Here is a 20,816-nt window from a genome sequence, read left to right as displayed (position 1 = left end):
CGCGGGAGGAGGAGAGATGAAGTACCGAGCCGCCGTGCTGCGCTCGTACGAGACCCCGTTCGCGGTGGAGGAGATCGTCCTGAGCACCGGGCCGGCCGCCGGTGAGATCCTCGTAGAGATCGCGGGATGCGGAATGTGCCGGACCGATCTCGCGGTCCGGCGATCAGCCGGCCGCACACCGCTGCCGGCGGTCCTCGGACACGAGGGAGCCGGAGTCGTGGTGGCGTCGGGCGATGGCGCGGACAGCGCGATCGGCGTCGGTGACCACGTCGTGCTGAGCTTCGATTCCTGCGGAGACTGCCGTAACTGCCGCGGAGCGGCCCCCGCCTACTGCGACTCCTTCGCCTCACTCAACCTCTTCGGGGGACGTGAGGAGGGCGCGTCACGGTTCACCGATGCCGTCGGGGGAGCGCTGGGATCCCGGTGGTTCGGCCAGTCCTCCTTCGCCGAATACGCCCTCGTCCCGGCACGTAACGCCGTCCGGGTCGACCCGGACCTGCCGCTCGAACTGCTCGGTCCGCTCGGCTGCGGCGCCCTCACCGGTGCCGGAGCGGTGCTGAACACCTTCCGTGCCGGTCCCGGCGACACCCTCGTCGTACTCGGCGCGGGAGCGGTGGGCCTGGCCGCGGTCATGGCTGCCACAGCCGCCGGCGTACGGACCGTGGCCGTCGACCGGCATCGCGGGCGCCTGGACCTGGCCGAGCGGTTCGGCGCGGTCCCGATGCCCGCCGTGACGGTCGGGCTGGCCGAGCGCATCCGTCGGCACACCGACGGTGGCGCGCAGTACGCCCTCGACACAACGGCCTCCGCCCCGCTCATCAACGACGCGCTCCGCGCTCTGCGCCCGACCGGCACCCTCGGTCTCGTGGCACGCCTCCACACCGCACTGCCACTCGAACCGGGCACGCTCGACGGAGGCCGCAGTATCCGGCACATCTGTGAGGGGGACGCCGTACCCGAACTGCTGATACCCCGGCTGATCGGTCTGTGGCAGGCAGGCCGCTTCCCCTTCGACCAACTGATCCGCACCTATCCGCTGGCCGACATCAACGAGGCCGAACGCGACTGTGACGCCGGACGCGTGATCAAGCCCGTCCTGCTGCCGGAAAGAAGAGACCGATGAGTGAAACGACCACCACCGGAGACTCCCGTCCCACCCCTTCCGTGTCCGGCGCACCCACCGGAGGGGACACGACCACCACCACGACACGGCGGACCGGCGCGGACAGCGTGGACGCAGGCGTGGGGCTGACCGCCCTCCTGGTCGCCGCCGCACGGGCGATCGAGACCCACCGCCACGACAGCCTGGCCCAGGACGTGTACGCGGAACACTTCGTACGCGCGGCCCCCGCCTGCGCGGACTGGCCGGTGAGCATCCAACAGGTCCAGGACGGGGACGACAACCCGTTGTGGGGGAGGTTCGCCCGCTACTTCGGTCTGCGGACCAGAGTCCTCGACGACTTCCTCCACCGGTCGGTCGGTACGGGCGTTCGCCAAGTGGTCCTGCTGGGAGCGGGATTGGACACCCGCGCCTTCCGGCTGGACCTGCCGTCCGACTGCGTCGTCTTCGAGATCGACAGGGCGGGCGTGCTCGCCTTCAAGCAACAGGTGCTCACGGAGCTGTCGGCCGCCCCGAAGGCGAAGCGGGTCGCGGTACCGGTCGACCTGCGCGGCGACTGGGTCACCGCGCTGACCTCTGCCGGCTTCGACCCTGCCGCCCCGAGCGTCTGGCTGGCCGAGGGACTGCTCTTCTACCTGCCGGGCCCCGCTGAGACCTACCTCATCGACACGGTGGACCGGCTCACCACCGGGGGCAGCGCCCTGGCCTTCGAGGCCAAACTGGAGAAGGACCTGCTGGCGTACCGCGACAGCCCGATCTACAGGGCGACGCGGGAACAGATCGGTATCGATCTGCTCGACCTCTTCGACAGGGGGCCGCGCCCCGACTCCGCGGGTGCCCTGGCGGCCAAGGGCTGGTCCACCTCGATGCACACGCCTTTCGACTTCACCCGTCTGCACGGACGTGGTCCTCTCCCTGCGCCGAACGACGCGCTGGAGGGGAACCGGTGGGTCTTCGCGAACAAGCCCCGACCCTGACCTCGGTCCACGACGACATCGCTGAGGTCCTGGTACCGCCGTGACCTCACGCCGTCCGCACGGCCCCCGGCACCGCGGTGCTCCCACAGGGGACCGAACGCCCGCGCGTGGGTGCGAGCCGGGTGGGGGGTGGCGCCAGGCGGCGTCCCCGTGACGGCCCGCGGCCGCCACGGGGACGCTCATGCCCGGGCTGTGTCAGACGGCCCGGACAGCCACCAGTTGGTCAGCCGGAATCCCGCCCAGGTCCGGGGCGTAGTAGTCCTCGATGCCCCTGGCCCAGGTGGTCACGGTGATGCGGTCCTCGGCGTCCGGGCCGAAGGCGTCGAATAGCGCGTGGATGTTCGCCTCCGCGAAGCCGATCGCCCTCATCAGCGACACGAAGAGCGGGCGCTCGATCAGGCCGTCCCCGTCGGGGTCGCCGAGTACGGCGAGCGCCTCGGCGAACTCCGTGATCGTAGGACCGAAACGCTCGGGGTCGAGCACGAACGGACGGAACTCGTCGACGCTGATCACACCGTCGCCGTTGGCGTCCAGCTCCGTGGCCAGCGTGGTCCAGTAACGGCGGAAGGCGGCCCGGATGGCCTCCCTGGCGCCGTCGTCCGATGCGACCGCCGCCTCCAGAACGCGTGCCGTCATCAGGTCGAAGTCGTCGGAGTCGAGGACCCCGTTGCCGTTGGCGTCGAAGAGGGAGAAGACCAGCTCGGCCCTCTCGGTGGCCTCAGTTCGCACGTTCGTCCCCTGTCTCCTGCGGTCCGTGGATCCCGGACGTGGCTCAATGGGTGCAACTGCCCAACCGCGTATGGCGAGAAGCGTGACGGTGGGGCGGCCTCCGCTACCGGAAGGAGTGAGCTCGCCGACAACCAGTTCGTACGGTCGGGCCCGGCGGACGAGGTCATGACGTCAAGGTCGACCACAGGTGGGGCGCGTTGGCCGTCTTGATGGGTGAGGCACGCCGGATGGCAGGTGGAGCGCCTGCCGGTCGCGCACGGGACACCAGATCACCGACCGCATCGATCGCTGCCGCTGCCGGATTCCCGAACCAGGTCACTGGGGCGAGGTGGCCTGCTGCGGGGAGCGGAGCACGAGCAGGGTGATCTCGCTGGGGGCGAAGACGCGGAAGGGCGGGCCCCAGAAGCCGGTGCCGCGGCTGGTGTAGAGGAGGGTGCGGGCGCCGTGGTGGCTGAGGCCGGCGAGGGCCGGCTGGTCCAGGCGGACCAGGTAGTGGAAGGGCCAGATCTGGCCGCCGTGGGTGTGGCCGGAGAGCTGGAGATCGACGCCCTGGGCTGCCGCGCGGTCGACGAACGTGGGCTGATGGGCGAGGAGGAGGACGGGAAGCTCGGGGTCGGCGCCCTGGAGGGCTCCGTCGAGGTGGGCGCGGTGGCCCGCCAGCCCGGAGGACTCGGCGGTGACGTCGTCGACGCCGGCGACCACGAGGGAGTCACCGCCTCGTTCGAGCAGCAGATGGCGGTTGCGCAGCGGTTCCCAGCCCAGCTCGTCCATCAGGTCGACCCAGCCCTGGGCCTCGCTGTAGTACTCGTGGTTGCCGGTGACGTAGACACGTGCCCGAGTCGCCTGCACGCTGCCCAGCGGGGTGGCCTGGGCGCGGCGTCGTTCGGCTGTTCCGTCCGCGATGTCGCCGGTGTGGCAGACCACGTCGGCTTCCAACGTGTTCACGGTCTCGCAGACCCGTTCCGACCAGCGGGCGCGATCGAGCGGACCGTAGTGGGTGTCGGTGATCAGGACGACCCGGGTGCCGTCCAACCCAGCCCCCAGACGGGGGAGTCGCACGTCGAGCTGCCGCACGCGTGGCACGCGTCGGGCCTCGAAGTTCCCCCAGGCGAGCAGCACGGCGGCTACGCCGAGGACGGCCCAGGTGACGATGCGCGCCCGGCTCTGACCGTCACCGGCACCGGCCACGGTCAGAGCGAGCCGCAGCAGGACACCGAGCAGGACGGACCAGGTGAACAGGACCCAGATGCCGCCCAGCAGCGTGTCACCGACGATCGCCGCCCGGTCCTGCTGGCGGCGGCCGTGGCCGCGCACCATCGCGAGCGGCATGCCGATCAGGCCGAGGGCGAACAGGGCGGTGCCGATCAGCGTGACGGGAAGGGGCCAGTGCTGACCGCCGTGCACGAGCACCCAGCACGGCACGACCCACAGCAGGACGGGGGCGATCAGAGGGATGTAGCGCATCAGGCGCTGCAGCCGGCTCCGTGGCGCCTCTTGGGCTTCACTGCCGGCGGATCGGGTGTCGCTCGTCTCGGTCACGCTTCCCCTCCTGCGGTTCTGTCCGGCGGATGCGGGATCCGCCGCCGATGCCCGATTCTGCTCCGGCCGCAGCTGCCGGACCACCAGAGCTCGTGGTTGGCCGTTGCAGCCCCAGCAGTCCTGACCGGCCGACGCGGGAGAGCAGGCTCTGCGTACCGAACTCCTCCGCCGGCACCCCCGGCAGCGTAGCCTCCTGGACTCGGTCCGCGTCGGCCACGGCCCTGGGCGGCACCGGTCGGGGCGGGGTCAGGCGGGGGTGGGCACCCCCGTCAGGTCGGAAGACGCTCAGTGTTCGCAGAGGGAGAATTCCCGTTCGTAGAGCTGCTCGTTGTGCTCGTCGACGAAGAACTTGCGCTCCTGCATGAGCTGTTCGCGAAAGTCCCTGGCCTGTTCAAGCGTCATGGTCGTGGTCTCGGACCATGGTTGTTGCGGAGGGACATCGGACGTCGAGACGATTCCTTCCGAAGGGTCGACCAGGAAGAACGCGAGAATTTTGCGATATCCGGGGCGGGTGGCGTCCGCGAGGCGGAATGAGCCGACTCGGTGCTGCAGGACGTTCGGGAACGCCAGGCAGCGGCCGGCCGGGGTCGTCGCCGATCCCAGTGGCTGGTTCAGTGCGTCCTCGTCCTCCAGGCCGTAGACCTCACGCAGTCCGTTGTCGTCGTTCTGTTCGTAGCGGGGGTCGTCGAGCGCCGCCCGGAAACCCAGCCGGCTTTCGGTGATGTTCTCGCTGTCCCAGTAATAGATCCCGGTCGAGACGATCCGCTCGTTCATCATCCCCTCGACATGCCAGGAACCGCCCGCGTACTCGGACTTGTCCGGGGTGAGGTGAATGGTGGCGAGCTTGACGATGACCTGGAGGCGGCGTCCACGCAGGTCGACCCGGGCAGATGAGTCGGGCAACTCGGGCGGGGCGAAGGCGGGGGCGTCAGGGATGACCGGTCGGCGGTTTTCCCACCAGTCGTCCTGGGCCTGCTCCCACGCGCCGAGGGCTTCCGCGTATGCCTCGTCATCTCCGTAGGACGACTTTTCCGGGTGCTCAGGCTCGGAGTCGTACCACCCGTAAGGATCGGCCTCGATCCGGAGGGGGCGCGGATGGCGCAGATCGGTCAGTACGTTCTCGAAAAGGGGACGCAGGCGTGCGAACAGTTCCGGGAGGACGGAGACCAGTTGATGATGATTCTCCGGGTGGACGTTGTTGACGTAGGAACGGAAGTGGACATCACCGTCGGAACTGATGTCGATGTCCGTGGGAAGCCACTGGAATTTCTCCGAGAACTCGTATGCCGAGTAGCGGTCCGTCGGGTTCCGCCAAGCGTGCTCCGGCGCACCGCTCACCCCTCTCACCAGGCAGAACAGTGAGGGATGGACCAGGTCCATCACCTGGCCGTCAGATCCGGGATGCCAGTCCTGCTCTGCTTCGGGGACCTGTTCCAGAACCCGGGCGGCCTCGCGCAGTCGGCCCCTGAGCGTGTCGTCGACCAGTGTGTCCGATTGCCACACGCCGTCGACGGCCGACACCTCGATGCCGGTCTCACCGTCCCGCAGCGCGGCGTAGTGCGCGAGTTCGGCGAGCACGTAGCGAACCTGCGCTTCCGTGAGTCCTTGGGCCACGGCTTCGTTCGTCCACCTGGCGACGATGTCGGCATCGTTCATCTTGTCGAACCACCCGGACTTCGCCCGGATGTGCGCGCTGCACTGCATCATCTGGAGTTCCCGCAGCGTCCGGGGTGTCGCGAACGATATGGAACGGGAGGTGCGGAAAGGCAGCGGGAAGGCAGGCAGGCCAGTCAATTCTCTTGGTCCTCCGAGTCAGCGTGCGGTGGCCGGAAGGATACGTCAGCGGACCGACGTCACCGCGGCCGTACTCCGGCCATCGACGGGCCCGGAGCCGCAACCTGCACGGATCGCAGTCCGGGCGGGGTCGGAGGCCGCGGATTCAGGCCGCTGAGACGGCAGGACCGTGCGCGCGACCGAACGCGGCCACCGCCAGCCATGTCGAGAACGCCCCCGCTGTGCGGAGCATGACAGCCCCGCATAAGATCGCGACGATCGGCCAGGGGGGTCGGATCTTCAGGGCCTTTGGGGGCGACACCGTGGGTGTCATTGTGGGTGCGATTTTTGCGGTATGTGTCGTTGTGTGCGGATGGTGGGTCGTCCGGACCTACAACCGGCTCGTCCGGCTGCGGAATCAGACGCAGGCTTCGTGGGCGCAGATCGATGTGCAGTTGAAGCGACGCCACGAGCTGATCCCGAATCTCGTCGAGGGGGCGCGCGGCTATGCCGCCCATGAGCGCGGCACCTTCGAAGCGGTCACCGCCGCGCGCGGAGAGGCCATGGGCGGTGGGCTCGGCGCGACGGACCGGGCCGCCGCCGAGGACGCGCTCACCGCGACGCTGGGGAAGCTGTTCGCGCTCGGGGAGAGCTATCCGGAGCTCAAGGCGGATCAGCACTTCAGTACGGTGCAGGTCGAGTTGAGGTCGGCGGAGGACAAGATCGCGTACGCGCGGCAGTTCTACAACAGCGCCGTGCAGAGCTACCACACCGCCCTCGAGAGCTTCCCGGGGAACATCGTGGCGGGACTGGGCGGCGCGCATGAGCGGCGGGAGTACTTCGAGGCTCCCGGAGCGGCGCAGGACGCCGTCCAGGTGAGGTTCGCGTGACGCTCATCGAACAGCTCTACTGGGGTGGCGCCGGCCTGATCGTGCTCTGGCTCGTCGTCTTCGGGCTCGCCCTGGCCGCCACCCGGAACGGCGTGGTCACGCCGGGGCCCGCGACCCAGGAGTTCGGGGACGAACCCGAAACACCGGCCGTGGTCAGCCTGCTCGGCAACCGCTGGCGTGGTGTGGAGCACGCCGCCGCGGCCACCCTGCTGGACCTCGCGGCCCGCGGACTGGTCGAGCTGCGGCAGCCGGGCGACGACCCGGCCCGCAGTACCGTGCACGTCACCGAGGCCGGCCGGTCGGCACCACTGCTCCTGCCGCATGAGCAGCGGGTGCTGGAGCGCGTCCTCGCGCGCGCGGCGAACGGCGGAGCGCCCATCGGCGCGATCGCCTTCCGCGACGACAAGCGCGCCGCCGCGTGGAACACGGCGCTGCGCCAGGAGATCATCGCCGAGGCCCGGCTGCGCGGCCTGTCCCGGTACCGGTTCGCGCCGTTGCTCGGCAGCGCCCTGCTGATCGGTGCCTTCGTGCCCGGCGCGCTGTTCGCCGTGGCCGCGGTCATGGGAGAGCACGGCGTGCGCGCCGCGGCCGCCGTCGGTGTGGCCCCGGGGGTCGCGCTGGCCTTCCTGCTCGCCAGATCGCTCGGCGAGCGGGCGACGCCGAAGGGCCTCGAACGCGCCGGGCACTGGGCCGGACTACGCGCCTGGCTGACGGCTCACGAGGACTTCGCCCAGCTGCCCCCCGCAGCCGTGACGGTGTGGGACCGCTATCTCTCGTACGGGACCGCGCTCGGCGTCACCAGCCTGACCAGCCGGCTCCTCGGCTTCGACTCCGGAGACCGGCGACGCGTCTGGTCCTCGTACGGAGGGACCTGGCGCCCGGTGAGGATCCGCTATCCACGGCTGCGCCCCGGCTTCGGTGGCTCGACGTACCGGCTGCTGCATCTGGCGACCGCGGCGGCCGTCGTCGCGGTGGGCTTCTGCGCCTTCGCCGTGCTGAGGCAGCCCGACTGGGTGGTCGCGGTCGACGAGGGCTCGCTGCGCAGGCCGGGGGTGGTGCTCAGCGCCGTCTGGGTGGGCGTGGCGCTGCTGGCCCTCGTGGTGGCAGACATGTTCCGCCGGTGGACCCTGTTCGTCGCGTTCCTGGCGATGATGCCCGGGAACTTCGCGCCCGGCAGCCACGGATGGTTCAGGGACACGGCGGTCCACGAGGGCCCTGTGGCCGCCGAGTGGGCGGTGATCACGGTCTTCGGCGCGGTGGCGGTGTACTTCCTGGCACTCGCCTGTCTGGAACGGCGGGAGCCCGACACGGTCACCGGTGAGGTGCTGCGGATGGAGTCGCGCAAGGGCAGGAGGGCGGCGCGGTTCCTGGCCCTGGACGAGGGAGACACGGACGTGACCACCGCCTGGGCGCTGCCCGCGGCGTCGCAGGGCATCGCGACCGGCGCCCAGGTGCGGCTGAGGGTCTCGCGAGGTACGCGCACCATCCGCTCCGCGGAGCTGGTGCGTGCCGCGAGCCCGGAAGGCGACCGGGCGGCGAAGGCCGCCAAGCAGGAAGCGTCCTGAGGGAACGGACGCTCCGGAGCGCCTCCACGACGAGGCGCTCCGGACGCGTGCCGGCACGGGCGTGCCCGTACCGCCGCGGCCGTATCGGCACCGGCTCGGGCGTACCCGTACCGCGCGCCTCCTCATCCGGCGGCCGTGGGCACCACCTCACCCGAGAGCGGCAGGCCCAGCCCCGCCACCGAACGGGAGACGAGGCGCGCCATCTCGACGGCGCCCCGCTCCTGGAAGTGGGTGTTGTCCTGGACGCCGTCGGGGAAGTTCGGGTACTGCCCGGCGCTCAGCCACAGAAAGATCGCCTTGGACGCCTCCACCCCCAGCCCGTCGAGGTAGGCCCGGCTGGCCGCCGCGAGGTCGACGAGTGCCGCACCCTCCTCCTGCGCCACGGCTTTCGCAGCGTCCACGTAGGCGGGGAAGGAGACGTTGAACTTCCCGGTGGAGGCGTTGAAGGAGCGCCGCGACACGGGCGTCACCACGACCGGTGTCGCGCCCAGGGCCCGGGTCGCGCGGATGTAGTCGTTGCGCAGGTACTCCTTGTAGTCGGCGGGCGGTGTGTACCGCTCGGCATTGCCCACGGTCGCGTCGTTGTGTCCGAACTGCACGAAGAGGTAGTCACCGGGCTTGATCACGTCGTGGATCGCGGCCAGACGTCCCTGCTCGATGAACGACCGCGAACTGCGCCCGCCGATGGCGCGGTTGGTGACCGTGACGTTCGAGGTGAAGTACGAGGACAGCTTCTGCCCCCATCCGGCCTGCGGGTAGTAGCCCGAGCTGTACGTCTGCGCGGTGGAGTCACTCGCGATGTACACGGTGCCGGTCGCCGCCGCACCCCTTCCTCCGGGGGCGGCGGATGCGGAAGGGGCGGCGGCGGATGCGGAACGGGGAACGCCCAGGGCGCCCGCGACTCCGGCACCCAACGCGCCGGCGGCGCCGAGGAGGAAGCGTCTGCGGCTGCCACCGGCCATGGCTGTAGGGCTCATCCGACCTTCTCTGCAGAGTCGTTGGAGAATCGTCGGAGTCCAGTGGCAGCCGGGACGGAAAAGGTTGCCGTGACCGGGCGACGGGGCGCACGACGTGGAGCACGGGTGCGGCCGCGCCCTACGACGCCGACGCCCCCTGCGCCCGATGCCGGTCGTGCTCGGCCTGCTGGACGGACGCAGGCGCAGGAGACCACCGTGCAGTGTCTACGCACCGAGTGGAGCGGGCCCCTCGGTGCCGTGCCAGTCCAGTATGACGACGGTGGCGTCGTCCTTGAGGTTGCCGCGGCAGGCTTCCAGCACCGCCGTGGTCAGGGCGCGTACGGCCTCCCTGGGGTGCGAGGCGCGGGTCTCGCCCACGAGAGCGGCCAGGTCGACGGCCGAGGCACCGCGTTCCTGCATGCCGTCGGTGAGCAGGACCAGACGGTCGCCCGGGTTCAACTGCAGCTCCTGGAGCCGGTAGGAGGTGGGTGCGGCGACGCCGAACGGCAGGTTGACGGCGAGCTGGACCTCCTCGGCCTCCGTGGCACCCTCCCGCAGGCGCAGAGGCCAGGGGTGCCCCGCGTTGACCAGTTCGCACATGCCCGTGTCCAGACGGATGCACAGCAACTGTCCGGTGACCAGCCCACGGCTGTGGCTCAGCAGGGCCTCGTGGGCGCGGTCGGCCTGGCGCAGGGCGTCGCAGCCCGTGCGTCGGGCGCCACGCAACGCGGCCGTGACCAACGTGGCCAGCAGGGCGGACTCGGTGTCGTGGCCCATGGCATCGGTGATGGACAGGTGCAGCGTGTTCCGATCGAGGGTGTAGTCGTAGGTGTCCCCGCCGATGTCGTCCGCCGGGATCAGGCCGGCGGCGAGGGTGAACTGGGGAGCCTCGCAGCAGGACGACGAGGGGAGCAGCTGGTGCTGGACCTCGGCGGCCAGGCTGGTCCGCGTGGTGCGCCGGCCTGCGTGGTACAGGTCGGTGAAGCGGCGGTCCGTCACGATGATGTAGGCCAGTGCGTGCGCCGCGTCCTTGATCTGCCCGAGGACGGTGTCGTCGGCGTACTGCAGGGTCACCTCCAGCACACCGATGCAGTCGCCGCGATTGCTCACCGGTGAGATCACGCGGCTGCCGCCCTGACCGTCCGGCTCCACGTACTGGCGCTGGCTGCGGAGCACCGTGTCGTAGACGCTGCCCTGCAAGGCGATCTGCTCCGCGGGGTCGGCCACGTCACCCTCGACGGGTGCGGTCAGGCGCAGCAGTCGCTCTCCCATGAGGTCGACGAACAGGAACGACACACTCTCCGCTCCGAAGCGCTTGCGCAGGTCGTGCGCGATCACGCCGACGGACTCCCCGGGCGGCGCGGACTCCGCGGCGGCCAGAAGCTCGCCGAGTTCCAGATCTCTGCCATCCATGGCAACCTCCCATCATCTGTCGCCACTTATTCCCCGGGTTTCGCCGACCTCACCCGGAACGTCCTTCCTGCCCGGCGATTCGTCGAGGGCAGACACGCGAAAGCGCACGTCAAGGCGCACATCACACCGTCGAGCCGCATCGTGGATTATGACCGCGTCCAGTGGGCAGGAAATACGGGGGAGGAGCGTCCTGCGGTCGCTCGCACCACGTTGATCCGGACATGGCGCTCATCCTGACGCGACTCGCCGCGCGGCGTGTCCGTGCCGCCTGCCCGGTCGGCGACGGCGGGCGTGCCGAGCCGTTCTGCGCATGGCTGGGGCCCCGCCGCGTCGAGGCGGCAGAGTGGGCCCATGCCCCCTTACGAGACGATGCCCTTCCACCTCGGGACCGAGCGGCTGGTACTGCGGCCGTGGGACGAGTCGGATGCCGCCGAGTTCCGCGCACTCCTCTCCGAACGCGGCAAGGAGACGCCCACGGTCGACCGCACCCGCACGGCCATCGCGAAGCTGCTCACCGAGACGGAGACGACGCGGTTCGCCCTCCTGCCCATCCAGCGGCGTGACGAAGGCGACTTCATCGGCTACTGCGGGTTGATCATCGGCCGTTCCACCGTGGAGGAGCCGGAGATCGCGTACGAGCTGTTCCGCCGCGTGCACGGGTGCGGATACGCCACCGAGGCGGCGAGGGCGGTGCTCGACGCCGCTGCCGCGACAGGGCGGAAGAGGCTATGGGCGACCGTCGGCACGTGGAACACCCCGTCTCTCCGAGTCCTCGAGAAGCTCGGGTTCGAGCGGGATCACGTCTCCACGGAGGAGAACGGCGAAGTGGCATGGCTCACACGCTCGTTGCCGTGACGCAGGGGCCGCACGGCGCCCTCACCGGTTCAGCCGTTCTCACCGGCGTCGCCGCGACCGAGCCCCTGCCGAGCGCGGTCGGCAGGCCGTCCCGCGTCCCCCGTTCGTCACCCGCTTCGCTCCGCCGCACTGCCCTGCGGCTAGTTTGTGTGCAGGACAGGTACGCGGGCCCGTGGTGAGAGTGGTGCACGGGGGACGGGAGGGCGGGAAGAGTGTCGCTGCGCGGAGGTGACCCGGCCGAGATCGGCGGCTATCCGCTCGAGGCGCGGCTCGGATCGGGCGGCATGGGCACGGTCTTCCTGGCCCGTACGAGCTCGGGGCGGCCTGTCGCGATCAAGCTGATCCACCAGCAGTTCGCGGGGGACGACGAATTCCGCATCCGTTTCCGGCAGGAGGTGGCGGCGGCGAGGCGGGTGAGCGGCGCGTTCACCGCCGCCGTGGTCGACGCCGCACCCGAGGCCGAACAGCCGTGGATGGCGACGACCTACATCGAGGGGCAGACGCTCGCCCAGCGCATCGCCGCGAAGGGGCCGCTGGACGGAGCGGAGCTCAGAAGGCTCGCCATCGGGCTGGCGGAGGCCCTGCGTGACATCCACCGGGTAGGGGTCGTCCACCGTGACCTCAAGCCGTCGAACGTCGTGCTCTCTCCCGAGGGGCCGCGCGTCATCGACTTCGGCATCTCGCGCGCCGTCGACCAGCAGACGCTGACGATGACCGGACGGGTCATCGGTACGCCGCCCTTCATGTCGCCGGAGCAGCTGCAGGCGCCGCGTGGTGTGGGGCCGCGGTCCGACGTGTTCTCGCTGGGGACGCTGCTGGTGTACTCGGCCACGGGCCGCGGGCCCTTCGACGCGGACAGTCCGTACATGACGGCGTATCAGGTGGTGCACGAGGAGCCGTCGCTGGGCGCCGTACCGGCGGCGTTGCGCGCGGTCGTCGAGTCGTGTCTGGACAAGGACCCCGAGGGGCGCCCCTCGGCGGACGAACTCCTGGTGCTGCTGCGGGACCTGCCGACCGATCTCGGTGGCACGGACGGGGACGCTGCCGGCGCGGGCCGGACCCGCGACATGATCACCCAGCATCACCTCGCGACGCCGGCCACGCCGGCACCGAACGCCCCGGCGGCCGCCCCGGTCGACGTCCCTGCCGAGGAAGCGGTCGGCGCACCGGTCGGTCCTGGTGCGGGGAGCACCGACGCCCCGGCCGGCCCCGGTGCCGGAAGCGGCGGGACCCCCGTCGGCCGTCGTCTGCGCCGCCGATGGCGTCCTGTGCTCGCGGCCGCGGTCGCGGTGGCGGCGATCGGCGGGGGAGCCGCCGCCCTGAAGGCGGGCGGCATCGGGGAGAACAGCGGTGGCGGCAAGGATGACAGCGTCGCGGCGCCGGGCGCCGCGCTCCCGGACGGCTTCGCACCGTGGCGGGGGACCGTGCCGGGCGGCCACGCCGACATCACCGACGAGCTGCGGTGCGTGGCGCGAGGGGACGCGCTGTTCTGCGGGGGCGGTGGTGCTGTCGCGACCAGGATCAGGGCCCAGGACGGCTCGCGGGTGTGGACGGCGAAGAGCCCGGGCGTACCCGTCCAGGGCATGCACATGGTGGGCGCCACCGACGACACGGTGCTCGGGTACCGGTTCGCCGCCGAGGACGCTCCGCAGGACCCGCCCACCGAGGTGGTGGCCCTCGACGCGAACAGCGGCCGCGAGCTGTGGTCCGTGCCCTCCGGCGCGCAGTCGACAGCCGTCACGGGCCGGACGCAGGACGCCCTCGTGGTCGGCTCCGCCGTCGTGACGGTCGACGCCTCCAACTCCCGCTTCGAGGCCCGGGACGCGCACAGCGGCGAGGTGACCTGGACGACGTCGTTCCCCGAGGGGTCGCAGTGCGCTCCCGTCCCGATGGGCTCCCAGCTCCTCGCGATGTGCGCGACGCGGGCGGAGGTGGATGCCCTGGAGGTGCGCCACCCCACCCTGCACACCATGGACCGCGCCTCGGGGACGCTGGGCAGGCCCATCGAGGTCGACGGCCCCGCCGTGCCGATGGGCGTCGCCGACGGTGAACTCGTCCTCCTGCAGGAACACCTGGAGGGACCGGCACTGGCCGGCTACGACGGGGTGGCGCGGGTCGACCCCGCCTCACGGAAGGTCACGTACTCCCGTCTCGCCACGACGTACGAGGGCACTCCCGGCATGGCGGACGGCACCGTCTACGTGAGCGGGCAGACCGGTCTCGTCACCGCGATCGACTCCGCGACCGGCGAGAAGAAGTGGTCACGGCAGACAAGTGTGGAAGGCGCGTCGGGTCCCGTCGAGGGGGCCGGCACGCTGTACTTCAGCTCGGCCACCGGCCGCGTGGTCGCCCTGTCGCCGAAGGACGGCACGCGACTGTGGACGACGGACCCGCAGGCCGACGGCCTGACGGGCGAGCAGGGCGCCAGCCCGCGCGTGGTCGTGGCGGGGCGTGCGGTCATCGTGGCCGCCGACAAGAACACCCTCTTCGCCTTCGACGCGCAGAATCCGCCGAAGCCGGGCTGACCGGCGGCGGCAAGGAGCCGGCCGCTTCCTCGCCCGACGCCGGGGCACCGGCGGGCGACCGGCCGGCGGCCGCCCGCCGTCCGGGCCCGGTCCGACACGTGGTCCGCCGCGCGCGGCGGACGCTCGTGCGGATCGCGGGCCCGTCCGGGACGCCTCAGCCCGAAGCGGCGTTGAGGAGGTCGAGAACGCTCTGCTGGCAGCCGTAGCCGGTGGTGCCGCTGCCTCCGGTCCAGTGCGGGCCGTACTGGTCGAGGGCGTTGCGGTCACGGTCGTAGGCGCTGTTCGCCCAGCGGGTGAGGGCCGGGGTGTAGGGGCGGTCTGACAGCTGACGGTTGAGCGCGCCGAGTCCGCGGACGTAGGCGCCCTTGAAGCTCGGGCCGTCCCCGGTGCAACTGTCTCCCTCGCCCGGCTCGCGCAGCACACCGTCCGTCTGGAGCCGGACCGTGGAGGCGTCGGCCAGTCCGCGTGCCGTGGTCAGGACGCCCGAGTCACCCGTGGCCTTGTGGAACTCGGTCAGAGCCCCGAGGATCACGCCCTGGTTGTAGGTCCAGGCCGTCTGTCCGTTGTTGACGCAGGCGTCGCTGAGACCGTCGTTGATCATGCGGTCACCGTTGATCATGCCGCTGTTCCGGAACCAGTTCCATTCGCTCTTCGCCCGGTCCAGGTACGTCGTGTCCCCGGCGATGCGGTTGTGCAGGGCCGAGCTCAGCTGGAGGAACAGCTCGTTGGTGATGGCGTTCTTGTAGTTGCCGTTCGTGTTCCACCGGACCCCGCCACCACAGGTGTTGTTCCAGTTGGCCCACATGTGGTCCGCGTCGGCACGCGCGGTGTCGAGGTACCGCCGGTCGCCGGTGCGGTCGTACGCGGCGATCCAGGCCAGGCCCCACCAGCCGGTGTCGTCGAGGTACTCGTTGCGGAACTGCCCTCCCTGCGCGTTGATGTTCTTGTCGTAGGTCTCGGCGATGGCGTAGGTGTAGCTGCCCATGCCGCTGATCCGGGCGTTGTCGATGATCGCGGTCAGCGCGTTGGCGCCGGTCCACCAGCCGTCGCCGCCGAACAGCTTGCTGCTCCGGTCGAACGACATCATCAGCGCGGTCGCCGCCGCGGTGCTCCGGCTGCCGGCGTTCCACGTGGTGCGTGCCCAGGGCGTGCACGCGATGGCCCCGCCGGCCGGCTGTCCGCAGGCCCTCAGGGCCCCGACTTCCCGGGTGTTCCAGTCGTCGACGTTGTACATCTGGGTGCGCCAGCCGCGCCCTCCGGAGGGCACGGCGGTGGCGCCGAGGCGGCTTCCCGACGCCCAGGTCCGGCCGCCGTCCATGGAACGGTCCAGCCAGACCTGGTCGCCGGTACCGCCGTTGTCGAGGGACGCCCAGCCCATCGCCGCCGTGTCGTCGACGTGCAGAGCAATCGATCGTGAGGAGACCGTGGCGGTGACGGGCACGCGGTCCTTCGTGCTCAGCGCCGGATCCCGCGCGTCGCAGTACGTGTTGCACACGGCCGCTGCGGGTGCCGCCGCGGCGGGGGGCGACGCCATCCCCCCTGCGACAAGGGAAGACAACGTTGTCAGAGTAGCGAGTGCGGCGGCTGGTCCGAATCTCAGTGGCTTCACGGAAGGGCTCCCGAAACGTCTGGTCGCGGTGGGGGGAGGTTCTGCGTGGAGGAGAGCGCTCTCTGACGGTAGTAAGCCGCCATGCCCACGTCAATGCTCCGGGCGTCGCGACGGTGTCCCACTTCCGGGGTGCCGACGGGTGTCCCAGTTCCGGGGTTGCCGACGGTGGGGGCGACGACGACAGCCGGACGGTTCGGTACGGGGCGTCGGCCTCCATCGATGTGGGAGCCGACGCTGCCCCCGACCCCTCCCGCGTACCCTGTTGCCCGTGGTCTCCCGCCTGCATCACGTCGCCGTCCTCGTGCTCGAGGGTGCGAAGCCGCTCGACGTCGGCATCCCTGCCCAGGTGTTCACGACCCGCGCGAGCATGCCGTACGAGGTGCGGGTGTGCGGCGCGGCTCCCGGCCTCGTGACGGGGGGCGACGGCCTGTCGTACCACGTCGCCCACGGCCTCGACGCACTCGCGTGGGCCGACATCGTCTTCATCCCCGGCTACCGTTCCCCGGACCGTGACGACCCGCCGCGAGCCGTGGTCGACGCGCTGATCGCCGCCCACGACCGGGGCGCGCGGCTCGCCGCGATCTCGACCGGCGCCTTCGCGCTCGCGGCCACGGGCCTGCTCGACGGCAGGCGCGCCACGACGCACTGGCACTACACGCGGGCGCTCGCCGCGAGGCATCCGCGCGTACAGGTGGACGAGAACGTCCTGTTCGTCGATGAGGGCAGTGTGCTGACGTCGGCCGGCGCCGCTTCGGGCATCGACCTGTGCCTGCACATCCTGCGCGGTGACCTCGGGGTCGCCGCGTCCAACCACGCGGCCCGACGCCTGGTCGCGGCCCCCTACCGCAGTGGCGGGCAGGCGCAGTACGTGCCGCGCAGCGTGCCCGATCCACTGGGGGAGCGGTTCGCCGCCACCCGCGAATGGGCGCTGCACCGGCTCGGCGAACCCCTCACGCTCGAGGTCCTCGCCCGGCACGCGGCGGTCTCGCCCCGTACCTTCTCGCGACGCTTCGTCGAGGACACCGGGTACACACCGATGCAGTGGGTCATGCGCGCCCGCATCGATCTGTCCCGTGAGCTGCTCGAACGCTCGCAGCAGAGCGTCGAACAGATCGCCACGGAGGCCGGTCTGGGCACCGGTGCGAATCTGCGGCTGCACTTCCAGCGCATCCTCGGCACCACGCCGAGCGAATACCGGCGCACGTTCGCACAGGGCGAGTAGCCCGCGTCGACGTGGCGCGATCCGACGTGGCGCGATCCTTTTGAACCATGGCGATCGCGCCGCTGTCACAGGCGGATGCGGCGCGCGACGCTGGTGGTGACCCGAAGGGACACCATTCATGACTCGCATCGCCATCAACGGATTCGGCCGCATCGGACGCAATGTGCTGCGCGCGCTGCTCGAACGCGACAGCGACCTCGAAGTCGTCGCCGTCAACGACCTCACGGCGCCCGCCACCCTCGCCCGTCTGCTCGCCTACGACACCACGGCCGGCCGCCTCGGCCGCCCGGTGACCGTGGACGGGGACACCCTCGTCGTCGACGGCCGGCGCATCAGGGTGCTCGCCGAGCGTGAACCGGCGCAGCTGCCGTGGGCCGAGCTCGGCGTCGACATCGTGCTCGAGGCGACCGGCCGCTTCACGTCGGCCAAGGACGCCCGGGCCCACCTCGACGGGGGCGCGAAGAAGGTGCTCGTCAGCGCGCCGTCGGACGGCGCCGACGTCACGCTCGCGTTCGGGGTCAACAACGACGCGTACGACCCCGAGACGCACACGATCGTCTCGAACGCCTCCTGCACGACCAACGCGCTCGCGCCGCTGGCCGCGGTGCTCGACGAGCTGGCCGGCATCGAGCACGGCTTCATGACGACGGTGCACGCCTACACGCAGGAGCAGAACCTGCAGGACGGTCCGCACCGCGACGCCCGCCGCGCCCGCGCCGCCGCCGTCAACATCGTGCCTACGACGACGGGTGCAGCCAAGGCGATCGGCCTGGTGCTGCCGAACCTCGAGGGCAAGTTGTCCGGCGACTCGATCCGCGTACCGGTGCCCGTGGGCTCGATCGTCGAGCTCAACACCACCGTCGCCCGCGACGTGACGCGCGATGACGTGCTGGCGGCCTACCGCGCGGCGGCGGAGGGGCCGCTCGCCGGCGTCCTCGAGTACTCGGACGACGCCCTCGTGTCGTCCGACATCACGGGCAATCCCGCCTCGTCGATCTTCGACTCGGACCTCACCCGCGTCGACGGCCGCCACGTCAAGGTGGTCGCCTGGTACGACAACGAGTGGGGCTTCTCGAACCGCGTGATCGACACGCTCGAACTCCTCGCCACCCGCTGACGGGACGCCGGGGCGGCCCGGCCTCCTGAGGCCGCCCCCCTCGTCCTCCGGTGTCCGTGCGGAACCCGATGGTTCGGTCCGTCGCGGAACTGCCACGTCCACCACGTCCACCCGGAGGGCGACGGAGGTCGTCACCCCGGGGAGCTCTGCCCCGGAGAGGTGCGACTTCTCCATGCCCCGCGCCCCATCAGGTCCAGGTGCTGCTCGGCGCACCGGGTGGGCCGGCCATCCCGTCGGGGTGCCCGACGCCCGCGGACCGTGCCGCCGCGACACAGCTGTCGGTGAAGTGGTGGGCACGGACGTCGATGAGTCAGGTGGTCCATGGCGGCCTGCCGTTGACCGAGCCGCACAGAGGCCACCGTGGAAACGGGGCCGTAGCATGGCACCGGTGATTCCGATGGATGAAACGCAGCCTTCCGGCGGCGACCCCCGGCCTCGGCGCGGAGGCAAGCCCGTCGAGCGGCAACCGGTGATCAACCGGGCGTTCGCGCTGCTCGGCGCCTTCGACAGCGGCCACCGTGTGCAGACGCTTGCGGATCTCGCGCACCGTAGCGGCATTCCCCGCAGCAGCACCCTGCGGCTCGCCCGGACGCTCGTGGACGTCGGTGCGCTGGAGCGGCTCGACGACGGCCGGTACACCGTGGGGCTGCGGCTTCTGGAAATCGCCTCCCTCGCGCCACGCGGCCACGGGCTGCGGTCGGTGGCCATGCCCTTCATGGAGGACCTCTTCCAGGTGACCCGCCAGCACGTGCTGCTGGCCGTGCTGGACCAGGGGGAGGCGCTCCTCGTCGAGCGGCTCTCCTCGCTGGACGCCAGTCCGGTGCAGTACCGCGTCGGCGGACGTCTCCCGCTGACCTCGACGGGCGTGGGACTCGTGCTGCTGTCCTTCGCGCCACCGGCCCTCCAGGACTCCGTCATCGAGGACTACGTGCCGGGGGAGGGCGACGACACCGTCCGTTCTCCGGCCGACCTGCGCCGTCTGCTCGCGGAAGTGCGCCGTGGCGACTCCGTGGTCGCCCATCAGGGTCGTCCCTGGCAGATGAGCACCGCCGCCGCGCCCGTACGGGACGGCGGCGAGGTGGTGGCCGCGCTGTCGGTCGTGGCGCCCCGCACCGGTTTCGCCGACGCCGGTTACGGCGCCGCGGTGCGGGCGGCCGCGCGGGCCGTCTCCCGCCAGCGCTCCGCCGACGGCCGTCGGGCCGCCCCCTCCGGAGGCACGGAGCCGCCCGGGTGAAGGCCCCCGTGGCGGGCAGCTCCGTGGCGGCGGCGAGGAGTGAGGCGGGTACGCCCGTCAGGACCGACGCCGGTCCGGAACCGGCACCCGGCCGCCTTCACCGACGAGCGGCCAGCACTGCCGCGAGGCCCTCTTGCAGATCTCTGACGAAGTACCCGGGAACCTCCAGCGACGGGAAATGTCCCCCGACACCGGGCGACCGCCACCGGACGATCTGCCGGTACCGCTCCTGAGCCCAGGGGCGCGGACACTTCTCGATGTCGCGGGGATACATGGTGAGGGCCGACGGGACGTCGACCCGCAGTTCGGGATCGAGCGAGTGGTGGCTTTCGTGGTAGATGCGGGCCGCCGACGCGCCCGTCCGCGTCAGCCAGTACAGGGTGACGTCGTCAAGAACGCGGTCCATGGAAATCGACTCGAACGGACTGTCCTCGGTGTCGGTCCACTCGGCGAACTTGTCCAGGATCCAGGCGAGGAGTCCGACAGGTGAGTCGACGAGCGAGTAGCCGATGGTCTGCGGCCGGGTCGCCTGCTGCTTCGCGTACGCCGAGCGGTGGAGCCAGAAAGCGCGGGTCTCCTCGGTCCATCGGCGCTCGACCTCCGTCAGTCCGTCGGTCGTCAACCCGGGCGGTGCCTGCGCGAGCACGCTGTGGATACCGAGAACGTGCTCCGGAAACCTGCCTCCGAGGACGGTCGTGATCACCCCTCCCCAGTCGCCGCCGTGGGCTGCGAACGTGCTGTAGCCGAGTCTTCCCATCAGTTCCACCCACGCGGCGGCGATCTTCTCGGTTCCCCACCCCGTGGTGGCCGGCTTGTCGCTGTAACCGAAGCCCGGTAGCGACGGGACCACGACGTGGAAGGCCGGGGCGTCCGCGTCGTCCGGATCCGCCAGTTCGTCCACGACATCGGTGAACTCGGCGATGCTGCCCGGCCAGCCGTGCGTCAAGATCAGAGGAGTGGCGTCCGGACGCGCGGACCGGCGGTGCAGGAAGTGGATTCCCAGACCGTCGATGGTGGTGCGGAACTGGCCGATCCGGTTGAGGCGTGCTTCGAACGACCGCCAGTCGTACCCGGTGCGCCAGTAGTTCACGACACGGACGAGGTCGGCGAGGGGAACGCCCTGCTCCCACCGGTGAGGGCCGGGCGCGGCGCGACGGACCGTCTCGGCCTCCGGCAGGCGTGCCGCGGCCAGTCGCGCGCGCAGATCGTCGAGGTCGGCGTCGGTCGCGTGGGCTTCGAATGCGTGCACGTCGCTGGTCGGACGGTGCATGGGGCCTCCTGGCCGTCGGGGG

The 20,816-nt window shown here is 71.0% G+C and carries 16 protein-coding genes; 9 read left to right on the top strand and 7 right to left on the bottom strand.

Features of this window, described 5'->3' with window-relative positions; all coding sequences use genetic code 11:
• The first annotated feature begins 16 nt into the window (after positions 1-16).
• Positions 17-1,123, top strand: coding sequence for an NAD(P)-dependent alcohol dehydrogenase (locus OG488_RS04520; RefSeq protein WP_329226139.1), 1,107 nt, complete (start codon positions 17-19; stop codon positions 1,121-1,123).
• On the top strand, positions 1,120-2,097 hold the full coding sequence (locus OG488_RS04515) for a class I SAM-dependent methyltransferase (RefSeq protein WP_329226138.1): 978 nt from the start codon (positions 1,120-1,122) through the stop codon (positions 2,095-2,097). Before OG488_RS04520 ends, OG488_RS04515 begins: the two co-directional genes overlap by 4 nt.
• 195 nt (positions 2,098-2,292) lie before the next feature.
• Here the strand turns inward: OG488_RS04515 and OG488_RS04510 are convergent, their stop codons facing one another.
• From OG488_RS04510 to OG488_RS04500, 3 genes are all read right to left on the bottom strand, one after another.
• On the bottom strand, positions 2,293-2,826 hold the full coding sequence (locus OG488_RS04510) for an EF-hand domain-containing protein (RefSeq protein ID WP_329226136.1): 534 nt from the start codon (positions 2,824-2,826) through the stop codon (positions 2,293-2,295).
• 315 nt (positions 2,827-3,141) lie between these two features.
• Positions 3,142-4,365 (bottom strand): metallophosphoesterase, encoded by a 1,224-nt coding sequence (locus tag OG488_RS04505; protein ID WP_329226134.1) that lies wholly within the window; start codon positions 4,363-4,365, stop codon positions 3,142-3,144.
• Between the two features lie 285 nt (positions 4,366-4,650).
• Positions 4,651-6,159 carry a DUF4246 domain-containing protein gene (locus OG488_RS04500; RefSeq protein ID WP_329226133.1) on the bottom strand — a complete coding sequence of 503 codons (1,509 nt, stop codon included), beginning with the start codon at positions 6,157-6,159 and terminating at the stop codon, positions 4,651-4,653.
• Between the two features lie 230 nt (positions 6,160-6,389).
• Here OG488_RS04500 and OG488_RS04495 point away from each other — a divergent pair, with 230 nt between their 5' ends.
• Positions 6,390-7,028: a LemA family protein gene (locus OG488_RS04495; RefSeq protein ID WP_329226131.1), complete on the top strand. Its 639-nt coding sequence runs from the start codon at positions 6,390-6,392 to the stop codon at positions 7,026-7,028.
• A complete protein-coding gene (locus tag OG488_RS04490) occupies positions 7,025-8,593 on the top strand; it encodes a DUF2207 family protein (protein WP_329226130.1) in 1,569 nt (522 codons plus the stop codon). Before OG488_RS04495 ends, OG488_RS04490 begins: the two co-directional genes overlap by 4 nt.
• Before the next feature lie 122 nt (positions 8,594-8,715).
• On the opposite strand, the gene OG488_RS04485 is transcribed toward OG488_RS04490, so the two are convergent.
• Together OG488_RS04485 and OG488_RS04480 are read right to left on the bottom strand one after the other, a co-directional pair.
• Entirely contained in the window at positions 8,716-9,570 is an 855-nt protein-coding gene (locus tag OG488_RS04485) for a rhamnogalacturonan acetylesterase (RefSeq protein WP_329226128.1), read from the bottom strand.
• A gap of 204 nt (positions 9,571-9,774) precedes the next feature.
• Complete coding sequence (locus OG488_RS04480; protein ID WP_329226127.1) at positions 9,775-10,962, bottom strand: PP2C family protein-serine/threonine phosphatase; 1,188 nt, start codon at positions 10,960-10,962, stop codon at positions 9,775-9,777.
• Positions 10,963-11,313: 351 nt separating this feature from the next.
• On the opposite strand from OG488_RS04480, the gene OG488_RS04475 reads away from it, so the two are divergent.
• Positions 11,314-11,817 (top strand): GNAT family N-acetyltransferase, encoded by a 504-nt coding sequence (locus OG488_RS04475; protein WP_329226126.1) that lies wholly within the window; start codon positions 11,314-11,316, stop codon positions 11,815-11,817.
• Positions 11,818-12,029: 212 nt separating this feature from the next.
• On the top strand, positions 12,030-14,342 hold the full coding sequence (locus OG488_RS04470; protein WP_329226124.1) for a protein kinase domain-containing protein: 2,313 nt from the start codon (positions 12,030-12,032) through the stop codon (positions 14,340-14,342).
• Between the two features lie 154 nt (positions 14,343-14,496).
• On the opposite strand, the gene OG488_RS04465 is transcribed toward OG488_RS04470, so the two are convergent.
• The gene (locus OG488_RS04465; protein ID WP_329226123.1) at positions 14,497-15,876 is read right to left on the bottom strand and encodes a glycoside hydrolase family 76 protein; all 1,380 of its coding nucleotides are present in this window, start codon (positions 15,874-15,876) and stop codon (positions 14,497-14,499) included.
• Positions 15,877-16,219: 343 nt separating this feature from the next.
• On the opposite strand from OG488_RS04465, the gene OG488_RS04460 reads away from it, so the two are divergent.
• From OG488_RS04460 to OG488_RS04450, 3 genes are all read left to right on the top strand, one after another.
• A complete protein-coding gene (locus OG488_RS04460) occupies positions 16,220-17,173 on the top strand; it encodes a GlxA family transcriptional regulator (protein WP_443074209.1) in 954 nt (317 codons plus the stop codon).
• Between the two features lie 118 nt (positions 17,174-17,291).
• Positions 17,292-18,290 carry a type I glyceraldehyde-3-phosphate dehydrogenase gene (gap, locus tag OG488_RS04455; RefSeq protein WP_329226120.1) on the top strand — a complete coding sequence of 333 codons (999 nt, stop codon included), beginning with the start codon at positions 17,292-17,294 and terminating at the stop codon, positions 18,288-18,290.
• A gap of 397 nt (positions 18,291-18,687) precedes the next feature.
• The gene (locus OG488_RS04450; RefSeq protein WP_329226118.1) at positions 18,688-19,524 is read left to right on the top strand and encodes an IclR family transcriptional regulator; all 837 of its coding nucleotides are present in this window, start codon (positions 18,688-18,690) and stop codon (positions 19,522-19,524) included.
• A gap of 97 nt (positions 19,525-19,621) precedes the next feature.
• On the opposite strand, the gene OG488_RS04445 is transcribed toward OG488_RS04450, so the two are convergent.
• Complete coding sequence (locus OG488_RS04445; RefSeq protein WP_329226115.1) at positions 19,622-20,794, bottom strand: epoxide hydrolase family protein; 1,173 nt, start codon at positions 20,792-20,794, stop codon at positions 19,622-19,624.
• Positions 20,795-20,816 lie beyond the last annotated feature (22 nt).

Origin of the sequence: Streptomyces sp. NBC_01460 (assembly GCF_036227405.1) — a bacterium.
In the GTDB taxonomy this organism is placed as follows: domain Bacteria; phylum Actinomycetota; class Actinomycetes; order Streptomycetales; family Streptomycetaceae; genus Streptomyces.
The sequence above is the reverse complement of the archived record's forward strand: the minus strand, read 5'-3'. Positions and strand labels throughout refer to the sequence as shown.

Excerpts from the sequence above, each read along its gene's own strand:
- OG488_RS04520 (WP_329226139.1), top strand. The coding sequence starts at position 17 with ATGAAGTACCGAGCCGCCGTGCTGCGCTCGTACGAGACCCCGTTCGCG.
- OG488_RS04515 (WP_329226138.1), top strand. The coding sequence starts at position 1,120 with ATGAGTGAAACGACCACCACCGGAGACTCCCGTCCCACCCCTTCCGTG.
- OG488_RS04495 (WP_329226131.1), top strand. The coding sequence starts at position 6,390 with ATGACAGCCCCGCATAAGATCGCGACGATCGGCCAGGGGGGTCGGATC.
- OG488_RS04485 (WP_329226128.1), bottom strand. The coding sequence starts at position 9,570 with ATGAGCCCTACAGCCATGGCCGGTGGCAGCCGCAGACGCTTCCTCCTC.
- OG488_RS04480 (WP_329226127.1), bottom strand. The coding sequence starts at position 10,962 with ATGGATGGCAGAGATCTGGAACTCGGCGAGCTTCTGGCCGCCGCGGAG.
- OG488_RS04475 (WP_329226126.1), top strand. The coding sequence starts at position 11,314 with ATGCCCCCTTACGAGACGATGCCCTTCCACCTCGGGACCGAGCGGCTG.
- OG488_RS04465 (WP_329226123.1), bottom strand. The coding sequence starts at position 15,876 with ATGGCGTCGCCCCCCGCCGCGGCGGCACCCGCAGCGGCCGTGTGCAAC.
- gap (WP_329226120.1), top strand. The coding sequence starts at position 17,292 with ATGACTCGCATCGCCATCAACGGATTCGGCCGCATCGGACGCAATGTG.
- OG488_RS04450 (WP_329226118.1), top strand. The coding sequence starts at position 18,688 with ATGGATGAAACGCAGCCTTCCGGCGGCGACCCCCGGCCTCGGCGCGGA.
- OG488_RS04445 (WP_329226115.1), bottom strand. The coding sequence starts at position 20,794 with ATGCACCGTCCGACCAGCGACGTGCACGCATTCGAAGCCCACGCGACC.